Origin of the sequence: Streptococcus sp. Marseille-P7376 (assembly GCF_902460385.1) — a bacterium.
GTDB classification, from domain to species: Bacteria; Bacillota; Bacilli; order Lactobacillales; family Streptococcaceae; genus Streptococcus; species Streptococcus sinensis.
This window is the reverse complement of the sequence record NZ_CABPTS010000001.1, coordinates 87,155-105,727: the sequence shown is the minus strand read 5'-3', so window position 1 is coordinate 105,727 and position 18,573 is coordinate 87,155. Positions and strand designations below refer to the sequence as shown.

Here is an 18,573-nt window from a genome sequence, read left to right as displayed (position 1 = left end):
TTTTGATTGGTGTAAACTGATAGATAGTTCCCTTTGTTTTTAATAATTCAAGGTAAAATATATTTTTTTGAACAAAGTTGCAAACGCTTACTAATATAAGGCGTTCAAATAGGAAGGTTCCTTTATGGAAAAGAAATGTAAGTACAGTATTCGAAAATACGCTATCGGTGCTTGCTCTGTTATGATTGGAGCTGTATTTTTCGGTAGCCAAATCGTCGCAGCGGATGAGGCTCAGCCTGTAACCAACCATCAACCTGTAATATCTGCAATAGCAGAGTCGGGTTCGACTAGAGAAAGTACAGTTAGCCCTGAAACAAGTCCGTCCGTTTCAACAGCATCAACAGCAGCAGAACCAATAGTAGAAACAAGAAATGAAGCAACCAGTAGCTCAGTTGAACAAGCATCTACCCCTGTAACAGCTAGTACTAAAGAAGAAAGAGCAACTGCTTCCTCTAACAATGCAGTCAGCCAGCCAACTTTGCCAGCTCAGGGAGCTAATGCGACTGAAAACACTGAAACAGAGATTGCTGACCATGGACCACTGCCAAGCAAGGCTCAATTGGACTACCACAAAGAAGAATTAGCAGCCTTTATCCACTTTGGTATGAACACCTATACCAACTCTGAGTGGGGAAATGGTCGTGAAAATCCTTCTAATTTTAATCCAACCAACTTAGATACAGACCAATGGATTCGAGTGTTAAAAGAAACAGGATTCAAACGGACGATTATGGTTACCAAGCACCATGATGGTTTTGTTCTTTATCCGTCTGCGCATACCAATCACACTGTTGCAGCTAGTCCCTGGAAGAATGGTAAAGGAGATGTCCTAGAGGAAGTTTCTAAGTCTGCGACCAAGTATGACATGAATCTTGGGGTCTATCTTTCTCCATGGGATGCCAATCATCCGTCTTATAAGGTTGCCACTCAGGATCAATACAATGAATATTACCTTAATCAACTCAAGGAAATTTTAGATAATCCTAAGTACGGTAATAAAGGAAAATTTGTCGAAGTCTGGATGGACGGTGCTCGGGGAGAAGGAGCTCAGAAAGTCACTTATACTTTTGATAAATGGTTCGAATACATAAAAAAAGCAGAGGGTGACATCACTATTTTCTCTGCCCAACCGACTAGTGTTCGCTGGATTGGGAACGAAAAAGGTACAGCAGGTGACCCAGTCTGGCATAAGGTGAAGCGTGACAAAATTCTAGCTAATCCATCAACAGACTATCTGAATCACGGCGACCCTGCTGGAGATATGTATTCCGTTGGGGAAGCGGATGTATCTATTCGCTCAGGCTGGTTCTACCATGAAAATCAACAGCCAAAATCACTGCGTGAATTGATGGATATCTACTTCAAGTCTGTCGGTCGCGGAACACCGCTTTTGCTCAATATTCCGCCTAACAAAGAAGGACGATTTGCAGATGTAGATGTTGCCAGATTAAAAGAATTCCATCAGACGCTCAAAGACATGTATGCTACTAATCTAGCAGCAGGTGCTAGTGTGGTAGCGGATTCTACTCGGAAGAATGCTAAATACAATGTCAATCATCTGGTCGATGGTGATGACAAGACATCTTGGGCCTTGTCAAATGATGCATTGACTGGTTCTTTCACAGTTGACTTGGGAGAGAACAAGCGTTTTGATGTGGTCGAGTTGAAAGAAGATATTGCTAAAGGTCAGCGGATTTCCGGTTTCAACATTGACGTAGAAGTCAATGGTCGTTGGGTTCGCTATGGCGAAGGCAGTACAGTTGGCTACCGTCGTCTGATTCAAGGCCAGCCAGTCACTGCAAGAAGAGTCCGTGTTACCATTACTGGTGCTCAGGCGACTCCGATTTTGACAAACTTTGCCCTTTACAAAACGCCTCAATCTATCGAAAAGACAGATGGATATCCTTTGGGCTTAGACTATCACTCTAACACTGAAGGAAATAAAAACAATACTACTTGGTATCAAGAAAATGAAGGTGTTCGGGGAAGCTCCATGTGGACCAACCAAAAAGACGCCAGCGTTGAATATCAATTCACAGGAACCAAGGCTTATGTTGTGTCTACTGTTGACCCTCAACACGGTCCCATGGATGTCTATGTAGATGGTCAGAAAGTTGCAACGATTGATACGCAGAGCACCGTGCGCAAACGCAGTCAAACGGTATATGAAACAGGCAACCTAGCAGAAGGTACTCATACTATCAAGCTGGTGAATGCTAGCAATCGCGCCATTGCAACTGAGGGGATTTACACTTTAAATAACCAAAGCAAGGGCATGTTTGAGCTGAGTCAGCCAACTTATGAAGCTGAAAAAGGAAAAACTGTCACTGTCACTGTCAAACGTGTCGGTGGTGCTAAAGGTTCAGCAGATGTCCGCGTGGTGACCGAGCCTGGAACAGGTGTTCATGGCAAGGTTTACCAAGACAAAACAGAGATTCTACACTTTGCTGATGGGGAAACTGAAAAGAGAGTAACGCTCCAGACTATTGACTTTAAAGAACAAGAAGACCAAGTCTTTGACTTTAAAGTTAAACTGTCTGATTCAACAGAAGGAAGCTTACTTGGCTTTATCTCATCTGCAACAGTTCGTGTCATGAAAGCGGATAGTCTTTCGCATAACCAAAAAGAATACGATGACCAAGCCAGCCAGCTTATCTACAGTCCAAATTGGCACAGACAGACCAATGCTCAGGGAAATTTCAGCAATACAGAAAGCTGGGCTTCTTATAACGGCTTGTCTGCTGATGCCAAGAAAAAGCTTTCTGTGACAGCTATTTTCAGTGGTACAGGGATTGATCTAAGTGGCTTTGTGGATCCAAATCATGGTATTTATAAGGTCAGCCTAGATGGCAAAGTCTTAGACTATCAAGAAGGTCAAGGAAATTCCACAGAATACAACGGCAAGAAATACTTTAGTGGTAAAGCAGCTCAGCGAAAAGGCAATCAAACTCTGGTCTCCCTTAAAGGTTTGAAGGACGATGTTCACGTTCTGACCATGGAACTGGATCCTGAGCGCAATGATTTGACTAGAAATATAGGAATCCAATTAGATAGGGTCGTGATAAAAGGAACTGGCTCTCATCTCATTTCTAAACAGGACTTTGTGGAAGAGATCAAGCAGTTGAAAGAAACGGTCAATCAAATTACCCCAGAATTATTGAAAGATACACCGAATAGCCGTGCCGCTTTTGTAGATCATAAGAACATTTTGGAAAATGAATTGGCAAAAGAAACACCAGATGTCCAAGCAATCTTCAATGCAGTGAATCAATTGAAAGAAATTTTGGATAATCCAGATAACTTTGTTCCAGAAAATCGTCCAAACCTCCCAGAGGAACCAAGTCCGTCTCAACCATCTACGCCAGATCAGCCTTCAACTCCATCTCAACCGTCTATGCCAGATCAGCCTGCAACACCTGATCAAAAACCAGATCAGCCGATTGTAACGCCTCCAGTCACTAAAGAAGAGAAAGATTTGCTTCAGGCACGCAAGCAAAACTTTAATAAAGACTGGTACTTTAAGCTGAATCCGACTGGCGACCAATCCAAGGAAAATATCAATATGAAGGATTGGACCAAGCTTAATCTGCCACATGACTGGAGTATCTTCTTTGATTTCGATCATTCATCTCCAGCCCGCAATGAAGGCGGTCAGCTGAACGGAGGAGTGGCTTGGTATCGCAAGACCTTCACACTTGAAGAAGAAAATAAAGACAAGAATGTCCGTCTGACCTTTGATGGTGTTTACATGGATTCGCATGTCTATGTCAATGGCAAGCATGTCGGCCACTATCCAAACGGTTATAATCACTTCTCTTATGATATCACGGACTATCTCTACAAAGACGGTCGTGAAAATACGATTGCTGTTCAGGTCACCAACAAGCAACCAAGCAGCCGTTGGTACTCAGGTAGTGGTATTTACCGAGATGTGAACCTAGTCATGACAGATAAGCTTCATGTCAGCAAACATGGCAATAAGATCACCACACCGAAGCTAAAAGAACAGCAACAAGGTGCGGTTGATACAGTCGTTGCCAGCAAGGTTGTCAATACTGATAGCAAGGCACATCAAGTTTATGTTGAGCACCAAGTCTTTACCAAAGAAGGTCAGGCTGTGTCAGCTGCTGTCCGTTCTGCTGTTAAAGAACTAGCAGCCAATCAAGAAGTTCAGTTTGACCAAACGCTTCAGGTCAATCGACCAACCCTGTGGACGACTAAATCCGACAAACCACAGCTCTATGTCATGAAGACCAAGGTATATAAGGATGGTCAGCTGGTTGATGTGACCGAAGATACCTTTGGTTATCGCTACTTTGACTGGACTGCAGCAGACGGATTCTCACTAAACGGTGAGCGCATGAAATTCCACGGTGTATGTATTCACCAGGATAATGGAGCACTAGGTTCAGAAGAAAATGCCAAAGCCATCTATCGCAAACTGAAATTGCTCAAGGAGATGGGGGTCAATGCTATTCGGACTTCTCATAATCCAGCCAGCGAACAGTTGTTGAATGCTGCAGCTGAGCTTGGATTCTTAGTACAGGAAGAAGCCTTTGATACCTGGTATCACAGCAAGAAGACCTATGACTACGGACGTTTCTTTGATCAAGAAGCAACCCATCCAGATGCTAAGCCAGGTGAGAAATGGTCTGACTTTGACCTGAGAATGATGGTCGAAAAAGACAAGAACAATCCATCTATCATCATGTGGTCTCTCGGAAATGAAGTCGAAGAAGCCAATGGAGATGCACGTTCTATTGCGACTGCTAAGCGCTTGAAGGCTGTCATCAAGGCTATTGATACAGAACGTTATGTCACCATGGGTGAAAACAAATTTAGCCAACGTTCTTCTGGTGGCTTTATCGAAGTCGCGAAAATCATGGACGTCGTAGGGATGAACTATGGCGAGCACAACTATGAAGCAGTGCGTCGAGCTCATCCAGATTGGAAGATTTATGGTTCAGAAACATCCTCTGCGACTCGTACACGTGGCTCTTACTACGATCCATCACGGATTTTGAACCACGACCACAGTGCTGGCCGTCGTTATGAGCAGTCCGACTACGGAAATGATAAGGTAGCTTGGGGACGGACAGCGACTCAGTCATGGACCTTTGACCGTGACCATGCCGGCTATGCAGGTCAGTTTATTTGGACAGGGATTGACTATATCGGTGAGCCGACTCCTTGGCACAATATGGATCGTACCCCAGTTAAGAGCTCCTTCTTTGGTATCATTGATACAGCAGGTCTGCCTAAGAATGACTTCTATCTCTACCAAAGCCAATGGCGCTCAGTCCAAGACAAGCCGATGGTTCATATGTTGCCACACTGGAATTGGGATGAGCAAAGCCTACAAGACAGAAAGATGTTGGTTGATGGCAAGGTGCCTGTCCGCGTCTTCTCAAATGCAGCCAGCGTTGAGCTCTATCTGAACAATGAATCGCTTGGCAAAAAGACCTTCACCAAGAAGCAGACAGCAGATGGCAGAAGCTATCAAGAAGGTGAAAATGGTCAACTCTATCTGGAGTGGAAGGTTGCTTATAAGCCAGGTACTCTAGTGGCGGTTGCCAGAGATGAGTCTGGCAAAGAGATTGCGCGTGATACTGTGACAACTGCTGACCAACCTAGCAATGTCCGTCTGGTTAAAGAAGAGCATGTCATCGGAGCAGATGGAAAAGATTTGACCTACATCCATTATGAAATCGTAGATGCCAATGGTAATCTCGTGCCGACAGCTAATAATCTTGTACACTTCAATTTGCATGGACAAGGCGAAATTGTCGGTGTGGATAATGGTGAACAGGCCAGCCGTGAACGTTACAAGGCTCAAGCAGATGGCACATGGAAGCGCAAGGCCTTTAATGGCAAGGGTGTGGTCATCGTTAAGTCAACAGAAACAGCAGGTAAGTTTACTCTATTTGCTGATTCAGAAGGTCTAGGTTCAGACTCTGCAACGGTTTATACGGTGAAAAGAACACAGTCTGCCAAAGAATTAGTTGACTTGCTTCCAGCAAAAGCAACAGCTATGGTTGGTGACGAAGCACAACTTCCACAGACAGTCAAAGCTATTTACAATGACGGTAGCACAGAAGACAAGGCTGTGACTTGGAAGATACCAGCTGACCTGACTAAAACGCGTGGTGTCAAAGAAGTTCTAGGAAGTGTAGCAGGCACGAGCCTGACTGCTCGCTTGATGCTGAAAGTTTTGGATCTGGTAGCTTGGTTGCCAAAATCCCAGACAGTGCCAGTCAATACAGCAACAGAGGAACTGGATAAGACAGTTACAGCGGTCTTCTCTGACGGTACGACCTCAGATACTGAAGTCAGCTCATGGACTTTGGAAAATCCAGATGCATTGAAAGCTGAAAATGGCCAAACAAATGCCACAGGCAAAATTGCAGACTCAGACATCTCAGTGTCAGCTAGATTCCGAGCATCTAATCAGGACGTAACAGAAGGTTCTGTGACAGGTATTCAGATAGGGGGCAAGGCTCTGGCTGACTTTAGCGTAGACAAGACCTACTATCGTATCCCGCTTGCTTATGGCGCAACTGTACCGACAGTCTCAGCGACAACCACTGGAGGTGCCACAGCAACTATCCAGCAGGCTAGTGCTGACAATGACAAGCTGACTTCTATCTTTGTGACAGACGAGTCTGGTCGTCTGACTCGAGTGTATCGCCTACAATTCGTCGAAGCTAGCCCATCCTTGACAGGCATTGAGCTAGAAGTAGAAAAGACAGAAAATCTTGTTGAGGATCAAGCTGTACCTTATAAAGTCAAAGGAATTTACGAAGATGGTACACAGGCGCTCCTGTCAGAAAATGATGTAGAACTCACGATTAAGTCAGGAGATGGGGCGGAAGTCAAAGCTGAAAATGGCAAACTCTTGCTCTACCGTAAAGGAACAGCTCGTATCACAGCTCGTCTTGCTAAGGCAGATAAGACCCTGACTTCGCAAGAGCTAACCTTGAGTATCGCTGAAAATACACAAGAAAAAACCATTACAGAGCTGCGGCCGATTAAGATATCGACAGACTTGCACAAGTTACCAACTCTTCCTCAAGAAGTTCTGGCGGTTTATAATCAAGGTCTGCCACGCAAGGTAGCCGTGACTTGGGAGCCGATTTCCCAAGAAAAGGTTGACCGTTACCATAGCTTTACCGTCAAGGGGCGAGTAGCAGGTACTGACATTGAAGCACAAGCTCATGTGACTGTCGAAGGATTCTTGACAGCTGAGGAGGTATCGTTAGCCGTACCAAAAGGCGAGAAGATTAAGCTTCCAGCGACAGTCCGTGCCTATCACTCCGATGGCAGTGTCCAGTATAAAGAAGTAGCCTGGGATGCTGTTCCAGCAGATGCGACAGCTCAAGCTGGTAAAGTAGAAGTTACAGGAACAGTCGTGGGACTCAATCTGAGAACCAAGGCTCACATCCGAGTGTCTGAGCAAACGGTCCAAAACAAGAATATCTCTAAACAATGGACAGGGTCAGAACTTCCAGCAGCCTTTGTATCTGATACTGGTGGGGATGATAGCGCTAGTGCTTTAAATGATACCCACATTTCAAGAAATCCAGGTGGTGCTAAGAATCGTTGGACCAACTGGCGTACTGGAAATGAAGAAGATTATGCAGGTATCCTATTTGGTGATGCTGGTGACTTGACCAAACGCTTTGTTGATAATCTAAAAGCAGACTTCTACACGGATGGTGCGATTGGTCTGCCAGAAGAATATGTCATTGAGTACTACGTCGGCAAAGACCTGCCAGAATTGCCAAAAGATACGAACCATGTTCGCAAAGAGGCTCAGCATCCATTCAATCAAGCAAGTAATTGGAGGCAGGTGACTGGACTTCGTGCACCTCAGACCTTGAGTGCTAATTCTGAAAATGTCTTCCGCTTTGATAAAGTAGAAACACCAGCTATCCGTATTCGTATGAAGAAGAAAGCGAACACCTCAGGTGTCGGTTTGACTGAGTTGACGGTCATGGGTAACAGCGTCGAAGAAGCGACAAGTGCGACAGCTAAGCTTATGGTAGACGGTCAGCCTGTCCCAGGATTTAACAGTGCTATCAAAGAGTACGAGATTGTTAAGAAAGAAACAGGCAATCAAGTGACTGCAGAAGTAAGCGACAATGGGCTAGCGACAGTGATTCCAGCAGCATCTGAAAAGGATCCTGTCCGTGTACTCATCAAGGCTGAAAATGGTCAAATCGTGGATGAATATCGCATTCGCTTTGTTAAAGAGAGCAAGCAAATAGGTAAGCCTGTGGCTGCTGAAACATTATCAACAGTCGTAAATGTAGGAGAGAGACTCAAGTTGCCAACAACTGTACCAGTTTATTATCCAAGTGGTACTGAGTGGGTTAAGAAAGATTTAGCAGTTACTTGGAATCCAGTTGATGAAAGTCTGCTTCAAACTAAAGGTAGCTTCACTCTGACTGGAACGATTCCTGGAACAGATCTACAGGCACAGCTTAAAGTACGAGTAAGCGAGCAAACTGGGCGCAATGCTGCTTTAAACCAAAATCATAACGACCAAGATTCACTTGCCTTTGCTTCAATGACTAATGACACAGATCAAGCTTCACAAGATAGGGTTCACTATGTAAATGATGGTTCGACCAACGAAAGCAATCGCTGGACCAACTGGTCAAGACAAGCTCCAAGTAAAGAAGTATCTGTCGGTGTGCTTTTCAAAAAGCAAGGTCAGATTGCAGCTGAGACAGTACAACAAGTTGGTATGCAGTTCTTCAGAGATAGTGGAACAGATGCACCGCAAAGTCTCGTCTTAGAATACTATGACGGTCCAGACTTTACTGCACCAAATCCAGCTTCTCGTTATGCTGAGCAGGCTGAACATCCATTTAACAATGCAAATAATTGGAAGCAATTGAACTATACAGCAGATAGCGAAATCATAGCTGGCAAGATGATTCATTTCAATTTTGAACCAGTTAAAACAAAAGCTATCCGAGCTCGTATGATGCGCAAGGATACGACTAACGGGGTTGCCCTTGTAGAGTTCACTGCCGTTACTCCAACCGAAGCGCTTCAGTCAACTACAGCAACGAACATCACTGTTAATGGTCAAGCCTTGGCTGATTTTGCAGCAGATAAGACAGATTACCATCTGGAGTATCAAGGCACAAGACCAAGGATTGAAGCGACTGCTACAAACAATGCAACGGTAACAGTTGTTCAGTCTGATAGCGATGAGCTTCCAAGTCTCGTTCGTGTGGTAACGGAAGACGGTCAAACGACTAAGGAATACCGGATCCAGCTAGTGAAGAAAGCAGCGGATGCTACACCGCCAGTTCACAAGACGACCCCAGCAGAAGGCGTTAAGAATCTTGTTGTCGAGCAACCACGACTCGATATCGTGACGGAAGCTCTACCGTTCAACACCGTTGAGCGTGAAAATGCTCAATTGCCTAAGGGGACACGAAAAGTTGTCCAAGAAGGTAAGGACGGCGAGAAGACTATGCTCGTTGAAGTGACAATCGAGAATGGTCAAGAAACCGTTCGAACCACTCGTGACAGCTTCGTTTCTAAAGCCCCAGTAGATAAGATTGTGGAAGTTGGTAAGCCAGTTGAGCAAGTCACCCCAGTGGAAGGCGTCAAGAATCTTGTTGTCGAACAACCACGCTTGGATATTGTGACAGAAGCTCTACCGTTTACCACTGTTGAACATGAAAATGCACAATTGCCTAAGGGCACGCGAAAAGTTGTCCAAGAAGGCAAGGCTGGCGAGAAGACAACGCTGGTTGAAGTCACAATCGAGAACGGACAAGAAACCGGCCGCGTGACACGTGACAGCTTCGTTTCCAAAGCCCCAGTCGATCAGATTGTGGAAATTGGCAAGCCAGTTGAGCAAGTTACCCCAGCGGAAGGTGTCAAGAATCTTGTCGTGGAACAACCACGCTTGGATGTGGTGACAGAAGCTCTACCGTTCAACACCATTGAACGCGAAACTGCTCAGTTACCTAAGGGTACCCGAAAAGTTGTCCAAGAAGGCAAGGCCGGCGAGAAGACTACACTTGTGGAAGTGACGATGAAGAATGGTCAAGAAACCAGCCGTTTGACTCGCGATAGCTTCGTTTCTAAAGCCCCAGTCGATCAGATCGTAGAAATTGGCAAGCCAGTTGAGCAAGTCACCCCAGCGGAAGGCGTCAAGAATCTTGTCGTGGAACAACCACACTTGGATATCGTGACAGAGGTTCTACCATTTAGCACTGTTGAACGTGAAAGTGCTCAATTGCCTAAGGGAACCCGCAAAGTTGTCCAAGAAGGTAAAGACGGCGAGAAGACTATGCTCGTTGAAGTAACGATTGAGAATGGTCAGGAAACTGGCCGTGTGACTCGCGACAGCTTCGTTTCCAAAGCCCCAGTCGATCAGATCGTGGAAGTTGGCAAGCCAGTTGAGCAGGTGACACCAGCAGAAGGCGTTAAGAATCTTGTTGTCGAACAACCACGCTTGGATATCGTGACAGAGGTTCTACCATTTAGCACTGTTGAACGTGAAAATCCACAACTTGCTAAAGGTACGACCAAAGTTGTCCAAGAAGGCAAGGCTGGTGAGAAGACAACGATCGTAGAAGTAACGATTGAGAATGGTCAAGAAACCGGCCGTGTGACTCGCGACAGCTTCGTTTCTAAAGCCCCAGTCGATCAGATTGTGGAAGTTGGTAAGCCAGTTGAACAGGTGACACCAGCGGAAGGCGTCAAGAATCTTGTCGTGGAACAACCACGCTTGGATATCGTCACTGAGGCCCTACCGTTTAATACTGTTGAACGTGAAAATCCTCAATTGCCTAAGGGCACTCGAAAAGTTGTCCAAGAAGGCAAAGACGGTGAGAAGACGATTCTGGTTGAAGTGACCGTCGAAAATGGTCAAGAAACTGGCCGCACCACTCGTGACAGCTTCGTTTCTAAAGCCCCAGTTGATAAGATTGTGGAAGTGGGAACCAAGGAAGAACAGCCAACGCAGCCAAGCAAACCTGACGCGCCAGTTAAGCCTGGTACTCCAGCTAAACCAGGCAAGACCGAGGAAGACTTGCGTATCTTGACGGATGAAGCTACCAAGGTTCAAGTTATCGGCACAAAATCCGCGCTCGAACAGGTCGCAAGCTTGAAAGTTAAGAAAGTTGCATCACAAAGTTTAGCGGGCAAAGTCTATGATGCTTACGACATTACCTTGGAAGACAAGTTTGGCAACGCTATTCAGCCAAGTGGAAAAGTCCTTGTTAGTCTGCCGCTTGCAGCCAATAAGGAGGTCGAAAATGTCTTCTATGTCACAGCTGCTAACCAATTGGATGCTCTGGCATTCCAGCAAAAAGGTCAAATTGTCGAATTTATGTCGGACCACTTCAGCGTCTATGCAGTTGTTTATAAGGTATCTCAGGATCATTTAGCAATTAGCCAGGACGATGGAAGTGAAAAACAAAAGTCCTCTGAATCTGCTGTTTCAGCCATATCTAACGGTCAACGAAATATGTCAGGAAACAAAGAAGGTCAGCTCCCGAATACAGGGGAGGAAAGTAACCAATCTGCCTTCCTAGCTTCTCTGATATTAGCATTATCAAGCCTTTTCCTTCTGTCAGTTAAAGACAAGAAGAAATACTAAAAAGTTTTAAAATAAGCTTTTTCGGTACCTCATTGAGGTGCCGTTTTTGAATTGGAATAAAACGATATTAGCTGATTCGAAATTTTAAAACAAGCTCCTTTAGCTGGCTAAGGAAGTTGAAAAGATTTAAAAATCGTTCAAAACAAGGCTGGGAGCTGTTTAAAATTGATGAAAATAAACTAATTTCTTCTTTTATTTTGATTGATTGTAAAAATAACTTACCTTTCTTAACAAGTCTAATCATCAAAAAGCAAAAAATACCATGCAAACCTTTTCATCACTAAAAAAATCTGCTATAATTAAGTAGAAAATAATACAGAGGAGAATATCATGTCAAAAAAAATTATCGGAATTGATTTGGGAGGAACTTCCATTAAGTTTGCTATTTTAACGCAGGAAGGCGAAATCCAAGAAAAGTGGTCTATTAAAACCAATATCTTAGATGAAGGAAGCCATATTGTGGATGAGATGATTGAGTCTATTCAACATCGTTTAGGACTCTTGAACTTGTCAGCTGTGAATTTTATGGGGATTGGGATGGGATCGCCTGGTGTTGTTGACCGTGAAAATGGGACAGTAATCGGTGCTTACAATCTCAACTGGAAGACTTTGCAGCCGGTGAAAGAGAAAATTGAAAAAGCAACAGGAATTCCATTCTTCATTGACAACGATGCCAATGTTGCTGCCCTTGGTGAGCGTTGGATGGGAGCTGGCGACAATCAGCCAGATGTGGTCTTTATGACGCTAGGAACCGGTGTCGGTGGTGGAATCGTTGCCGAAGGAAAGCTCTTGCACGGACTTGCTGGAGCAGCAGGAGAGCTTGGTCACATCACAGTGGACTTTGATCAGCCAATTCAGTGTACCTGCGGCAAGAAAGGCTGCTTGGAAACTGTTGCATCTGCGACTGGAATTGTCAATCTGACTCGTCGTTATGCGGATGAATATGCTGGCAATGCTGAGTTGAAAAAACTGATTGACAACGGTGAAGATGTCAACGCTAAAATCGTATTTGACTTAGCCAAGGAAGGCGATGAGCTGGCCTTGATTGTTTATCGCAATTTCGCGCGCTATCTGGGAATTGCCTGTGCCAACATCGGCTCTATCCTAAATCCTTCAACAATCGTTATCGGTGGTGGTGTATCTGCAGCTGGAGAGTTTCTGCTTGAAGGTGTCCGCAAAGTTTATGAAGAAAACAGCTTCCCGCAAGTGCGTACTTCAACCAAATTGGCTCTGGCAACGCTTGGAAATGATGCCGGCGTGATTGGAGCAGCTTCATTAGTTTTACAATAATTTGTAAGTATCATACATTTATTCTCCTGCTAAACTTGGCAGGAGAATTTTTTTGAAAAATCTGCTATACTAAAGAAAGTTTAACGATTCAGGAGACATCATGACCAAAGCAGATACGATTTTTAAAGAAAATATTAGCAGGATTTTAGAAGAAGGAGTTTTTTCTGAAAATGCTCGTCCGCGCTACAAGGATGGAAATGTGGCTAACTCCAAATATATCACAGGTTCTTTTGCAGAATACGATTTGAGCAAGGGCGAGTTCCCAATCACAACTCTGCGACCGATTGCTATCAAGTCCGCCATCAAGGAAGTGCTCTGGATCTATCAAGACCAGTCTAATAGTCTGGAACTACTTAATGATAAGTACAATGTTCACTATTGGAATGACTGGGAAGTTGGCGATACGGGCACCATTGGTCAGCGCTACGGAGCCGTTGTCAAGAAGCACGATATTATCAATAAAATTCTCCAACAGATGGAGGCTAATCCTTGGAATCGTCGCAATATCATCTCTCTCTGGGATTATGAAGCGTTTGAAGAAACAGATGGCTTGCTTCCATGCGCTTTTCAAACCATGTTTGACGTTCGGCGTGTAGATGGTGACATTTATCTGGATGCGACTCTGACTCAGCGCTCAAATGATATGCTGGTTGCCCACCACATCAATGCCATGCAGTATGTAGCTTTGCAGATGATGATTGCCAAACATTTTGGCTGGAAGGTCGGTAAGTTTTTCTACTTTGTCAATAACCTGCATATCTATGATAATCAATTTGAGCAGGCGGAGGAACTCTTGCGTCGGGAACCTAGCAACTGCCAACCACGGCTCGTTTTAAATGTGCCAGACGGAACCAATTTCTTTGATATCAAGGCAGAAGATTTTGAGTTATTAGACTATGATCCGGTCAAACCTCAGCTCAAGTTTGATTTGGCGATTTGATTCCTTTGGAAAAAACAGACCAATCTTTTGGCCGAACGAAGGAATGATATTTTTCCGAAAAGCATAGTTGAAAAAAGCCTTTTTCTGTAAAATTTGATAAAATGGAATTACCAATTAAAAGGGTGGGATAATGACAAAGAAAATCATTGCCATTTGGGCTCAGGCAGAGGCTGGTCTTATCGGAAAAGAACAAGTCATGCCTTGGCATCTGCCGGCTGAGCTCCAGCATTTCAAAAGAACGACAACTGGTCATGCTATTTTGATGGGGCGAGTGACCTTTGACGGACTGAACCGTCGCCTCTTGCCAAATAGGACCAGTATTATTTTGACTAATAATCAAGATTATCAGATAGATGATGAAAATGCCTTAGTTTTCAACACTATCGAGGATGTGCTGGACTGGTACCAGCATCAGGATAAGAATCTCTATGTTATCGGTGGCGCTCAGATTATAGCAGCTTTTGAGCCTTATTTGGACGAATTGATTCAGACTCAGATTGCTGCCAAGTTGGATGGGGACACCTATTTCCCGCAGAGTTTTGACTGGTCTCTTTACCGAGAAGTCAGCAGCGAATTTTATCCAAAAGACGAAAAAAACATCTATGACTTTACTGTTAAAAAATATGAAAGAAAGGACTCGTAAGAATGGAGCGAAGTGTTTTTGGTTTTTTTACGGCCTTTTTATGTGTGATTTGTCTGATTTGTTCTCTACAGACTTTTCGTAAAAAACGTTATGGTTTAGCCGTTCTATTTTTGTTAAATGCTTTTACTAATTTGGTCAATTCCATCCATGCTTTTTACATGACCCTCTTTTAAGATGTATGAGAATAATGAAATAGAAATTTAGAATTGGAGTAGAAAATGCCTACAAATCGTAATAATGAGATGATGGTGTATTGTTCTTTCTGCGGAAAGAATCAGGACGAAGTCCAAAAAATCATCGCAGGCAACAATGCCTTTATTTGTAATGAATGTGTCGAGTTGGCGCAGGAAATTATCCGAGAAGAATTAGCTGAAGAAGTCCTGGCTGATCTTTCTGAAGTACCAAAACCGCAAGAATTGCTCAATATTTTGAATCACTATGTGATTGGTCAAGATCGGGCGAAGCGAGCTTTGGCTGTTGCTGTTTACAATCACTACAAGCGGATTAATTTTCATGATAGCCGTGAAGAGGATGATGTGGAGCTGCAAAAATCCAATATCCTCATGATTGGTCCGACTGGATCTGGTAAAACCTTCCTGGCTCAGACCTTGGCACGCAGTCTCAATGTTCCTTTTGCTATCGCGGATGCGACAGCCTTGACTGAGGCTGGCTATGTCGGTGAAGACGTAGAGAATATCCTGCTCAAGCTCTTACAGGCAGCAGACTTTAATATTGAGCGGGCAGAACGCGGTATTATCTATGTGGATGAAATTGATAAAATTGCCAAGAAGAGCGAGAATGTTTCCATTACCCGTGATGTTTCAGGTGAAGGTGTTCAGCAAGCCTTGCTAAAGATTATCGAAGGAACAGTAGCCAGTGTGCCTCCTCAAGGTGGCCGCAAGCATCCGCAGCAAGAAATGATTCAAGTTGATACCAAGAATATTCTTTTCATTGTTGGCGGTGCTTTTGACGGTATCGAAGAAATTGTCAAACAACGTCTTGGTGAGAAGATTATCGGTTTTGGCCAAAATAATCGTGCTATTGACGAAGGTGGTTCCTATATGCAGGAAATTATTGCGGAAGATATCCAAAAATTTGGACTAATTCCTGAGCTGATTGGACGTTTGCCAGTATTTGCAGCTTTGGAGCAGTTGACTGTTGACGATTTAGTTCGAATTTTAAGTGAACCAAAGAATGCTCTTGTCAAGCAGTATCAAGCCCTTCTCTCTTATGATGATGTCAAATTGGAATTTGACGAGGATGCCCTCCAAGAGATTGCAAATAAAGCGATCGAACGCAAGACAGGTGCCCGCGGACTCCGCTCAATCATCGAAGAAACCATGATGGACGTCATGTTTGAAGTTCCAAGTCAGGAAAATGTCAAACTGGTCCGCATTACCAAAGCAGCAGTAGATGGAACAGACAAGCCGATTCTGGAAACTGCTTAACGAGGTGCTTATGGAAATCAATACACACAATGCTGAGATTTTGCTGAGCGCAGCCAATAAATCACATTATCCTCAAGATAGTATTCCTGAAATTGCTCTGGCTGGCCGCTCCAATGTCGGAAAATCCAGCTTTATCAATACACTGCTCAACCGCAAAAATCTAGCTCGGACATCGGGAAAACCTGGTAAAACGCAATTGCTAAACTTTTTTGACATCGATGGCAAGTTGCGCTTTGTGGACGTGCCGGGCTATGGTTATGCCAAGGTTTCCAAGAGCGAGCGGGCCAAGTGGGGGAAGATGATCGAGGAATATCTGACTAGCCGTGACAATCTGAGAGCGGTCGTGAGCCTAGTAGACCTGCGTCATGACCCTAGTGCAGATGATGTTCAGATGTACGAGTTTCTCAAATATTATGAAATTCCAGTCATCGTCGTAGCAACCAAGGCGGATAAGATTCCGCGCGGTAAGTGGAATAAGCATGAAAGCGCCATTAAGAAAAAGTTGAACTTTGATAAGAGTGATGATTTTATCATCTTTTCATCGGTCAATAAAGCTGGTTTGGATGAAGCTTGGGATGCTATTTTAGCGAAAATTTAAAAGAAGTCTGGTTCATTTTAGAACTAGATTTCTTTTTGTAAAATGTTACAAACTTGTAACTTTCCAATAGCACTTTTTAATCATATAATATGGTACAATAATGAAGTCTAGAAACAATAATTTAGGAGAAAATGATGAAAAAGAGAAGATTGTCTAAAAGAGGAAAAAAACTTCTTACTAATATCTTTGTGCTAGTTTCAGCCATTACTGTTGGTTTTGTTCTGGTAAACCGCATCAACCCAGCAAGTGCTTATGATGATAACGGACAACAGCCGATGAGTCAAACGGATTATTTCATTTCACAAATCGGTGAGCCAGCGAGACAGTTGGCACAAGACAATGATTTATATGCCTCTGTGATGATTGCTCAAGCTATTTTGGAGAGTGGATCTGGTCAATCAGGTTTATCTGATGCACCGCACTACAATCTATTTGGCATTAAAGGGCAATATGCAGGTCAGTCTGCAACGATGCAGACATGGGAAGATGATGGTCAGGGAAATGCTAGCGTTATCCATGATGAATTTCGTTCTTATCCTAGTTATGCGGAATCACTTCAAGATTATGCTTACGTTTTAAAACAAAATCATTTTGCTGGGGCTTGGAAGAGTAATGCTCCAACCTATCAAGATGCAACAGCTGCGCTGACTGGCGTCTACGCAACAGACAGTAGCTATAATCTGAAATTAAATGCTATTATTGAAAAATACGATTTAAATCGTTTTGACACTCCCAGTTTCCAATATGGATTTGATGGCATGGTTTACAACCCTTATCGACAACAATACACCTCACAAGAAGTTTTAGATGTCGATATTGCTTGGGCAAGTAAGTACAATTAATAGGATACTCATTTCTTAAAACGGAGTGAGACATACGGGAACAGCCTGACTCTGGATGAAATGAGTTAGGCTGTTTTTTTTACGAATATTGCCTAAATAAGCGAATTTCGATATAAATCAAGAGAAGGTACAGGGTTACATAACTTTATTTATCACTACTTTCGTCAGCGAACGTTTTAGGAGAAAGAAATGGGAAAATTTAAAGATTTACTTGAAAAGCAAGAAATGATTATCTTGGACGGAGCCTTGGGGACAGAGATGGAAAGTCGAGGCTATGACGTTTCAGGCAAGCTCTGGTCAGCTAAGTATCTGTTGGATAAACCTCAGATTATTCAAGACTTGCATGAGGCTTATGTTCGGGCTGGCAGTGACATCATCACCACTTCCAGTTATCAGGCTAGTATTCCATCTTTTGTAGAGGAAGGTCTAAATCTAGAAAAAGCCTATACCCTTCTCAAAGAGACGGTCTTTTTAGCGCAGACTGCTATCAAAAATGTCTGGCAGGGTTTATCGTTAGATGAGCAGAAGCAGCGCTCCTATCCTCTGGTGGCAGGCTCGGTAGGGCCTTATGCTGTTTATCTGGCTGACAGTTCAGAATACACGGGAAACTATCAGCTGAGTGAGGCAGAATTCCGTGATTTTCATCGTCCGCGTATTCAAGCTTTGTTAGAAGCAGGAAGTGATTTGTTAGCTATTGAAACGATTCCAAATGGGGCAGAAGCGGCAGCAATCGTCCGACTCTTAGCAGAAGAATTTCCGCAGGCGGAGGCCTATCTGTCCTTTACTGCTCAGACAGAATCAGCTATCTCAGATGGGACGCCTATCAAAGAAGTAGGAGCCTTGGCTCAATCTAGCCCGCAAGTGTTGGCGGCCGGTTTTAACTGCACAGCTCCGCATTTGATGACTCCTTTATTAGAGAGACTTCGACAAGTATGCGATAAACCTTTGTTGACCTATCCAAATTCTGGAGAAATTTATAATGATGTGACCAATACTTGGCATGATAATTCTAAACAGGACAAGGACTTACTGGAAAACAGCAAACTCTGGCGAGAGCAGGGAGTTCAACTATTTGGCGGTTGTTGTCGAACACGGCCAGAAGATATCAAGCAGCTAGCTAGTAGTCTAAGAAATTGAAAATGTTGATTTTCAATTTCATTTTTAGAAAAACTTCCAGAAA

The 18,573-nt window shown here is 43.7% G+C and carries 8 protein-coding genes; all 8 read left to right on the top strand.

Going from position 1 to position 18,573, the window contains the following annotated elements:
* Positions 1–124: 124 nt before the first annotated feature.
* The 8 genes from FZ952_RS00435 (at position 125) to mmuM (ending at position 18,530) form a co-directional block, all read left to right on the top strand.
* On the top strand, positions 125–11,632 hold the full coding sequence (locus FZ952_RS00435; protein WP_148880187.1) for a G5 domain-containing protein: 11,508 nt from the start codon (positions 125–127) through the stop codon (positions 11,630–11,632).
* Positions 11,633–11,962: 330 nt separating this feature from the next.
* Positions 11,963–12,922, top strand: coding sequence for an ROK family glucokinase (locus FZ952_RS00430; protein WP_148880186.1), 960 nt, complete (start codon positions 11,963–11,965; stop codon positions 12,920–12,922).
* A 100-nt stretch (positions 12,923–13,022) separates the two neighbouring features.
* The gene (locus tag FZ952_RS00425) at positions 13,023–13,862 is read left to right on the top strand and encodes a thymidylate synthase (RefSeq protein ID WP_148880185.1); all 840 of its coding nucleotides are present in this window, start codon (positions 13,023–13,025) and stop codon (positions 13,860–13,862) included.
* Between the two features lie 130 nt (positions 13,863–13,992).
* Positions 13,993–14,505, top strand: coding sequence for a dihydrofolate reductase (locus FZ952_RS00420; protein ID WP_148880184.1), 513 nt, complete (start codon positions 13,993–13,995; stop codon positions 14,503–14,505).
* Positions 14,506–14,723: 218 nt separating this feature from the next.
* A complete protein-coding gene (gene clpX / locus FZ952_RS00410) occupies positions 14,724–15,953 on the top strand; it encodes an ATP-dependent Clp protease ATP-binding subunit ClpX (protein ID WP_037617718.1) in 1,230 nt (409 codons plus the stop codon).
* A 10-nt stretch (positions 15,954–15,963) separates the two neighbouring features.
* Positions 15,964–16,551, top strand: coding sequence for a ribosome biogenesis GTP-binding protein YihA/YsxC (gene yihA / locus FZ952_RS00405; protein ID WP_037617720.1), 588 nt, complete (start codon positions 15,964–15,966; stop codon positions 16,549–16,551).
* A 134-nt stretch (positions 16,552–16,685) separates the two neighbouring features.
* Complete coding sequence (locus FZ952_RS00400) at positions 16,686–17,393, top strand: glucosaminidase domain-containing protein (RefSeq protein WP_148880183.1); 708 nt, start codon at positions 16,686–16,688, stop codon at positions 17,391–17,393.
* A gap of 189 nt (positions 17,394–17,582) precedes the next feature.
* Positions 17,583–18,530, top strand: coding sequence for a homocysteine S-methyltransferase (gene mmuM / locus FZ952_RS00395; RefSeq protein ID WP_148880182.1), 948 nt, complete (start codon positions 17,583–17,585; stop codon positions 18,528–18,530).
* Positions 18,531–18,573 lie beyond the last annotated feature (43 nt).

Bases quoted from the DNA above. Each gene is read 5' to 3' on its own strand.
- mmuM (WP_148880182.1), top strand. From the start codon at position 17,583: ATGGGAAAATTTAAAGATTTACTTGAAAAGCAAGAAATGATTATCTTG.
- clpX (WP_037617718.1), top strand. From the start codon at position 14,724: ATGCCTACAAATCGTAATAATGAGATGATGGTGTATTGTTCTTTCTGC.
- FZ952_RS00435 (WP_148880187.1), top strand. From the start codon at position 125: ATGGAAAAGAAATGTAAGTACAGTATTCGAAAATACGCTATCGGTGCT.
- FZ952_RS00420 (WP_148880184.1), top strand. From the start codon at position 13,993: ATGACAAAGAAAATCATTGCCATTTGGGCTCAGGCAGAGGCTGGTCTT.
- yihA (WP_037617720.1), top strand. From the start codon at position 15,964: ATGGAAATCAATACACACAATGCTGAGATTTTGCTGAGCGCAGCCAAT.
- FZ952_RS00430 (WP_148880186.1), top strand. From the start codon at position 11,963: ATGTCAAAAAAAATTATCGGAATTGATTTGGGAGGAACTTCCATTAAG.
- FZ952_RS00425 (WP_148880185.1), top strand. From the start codon at position 13,023: ATGACCAAAGCAGATACGATTTTTAAAGAAAATATTAGCAGGATTTTA.
- FZ952_RS00400 (WP_148880183.1), top strand. From the start codon at position 16,686: ATGAAAAAGAGAAGATTGTCTAAAAGAGGAAAAAAACTTCTTACTAAT.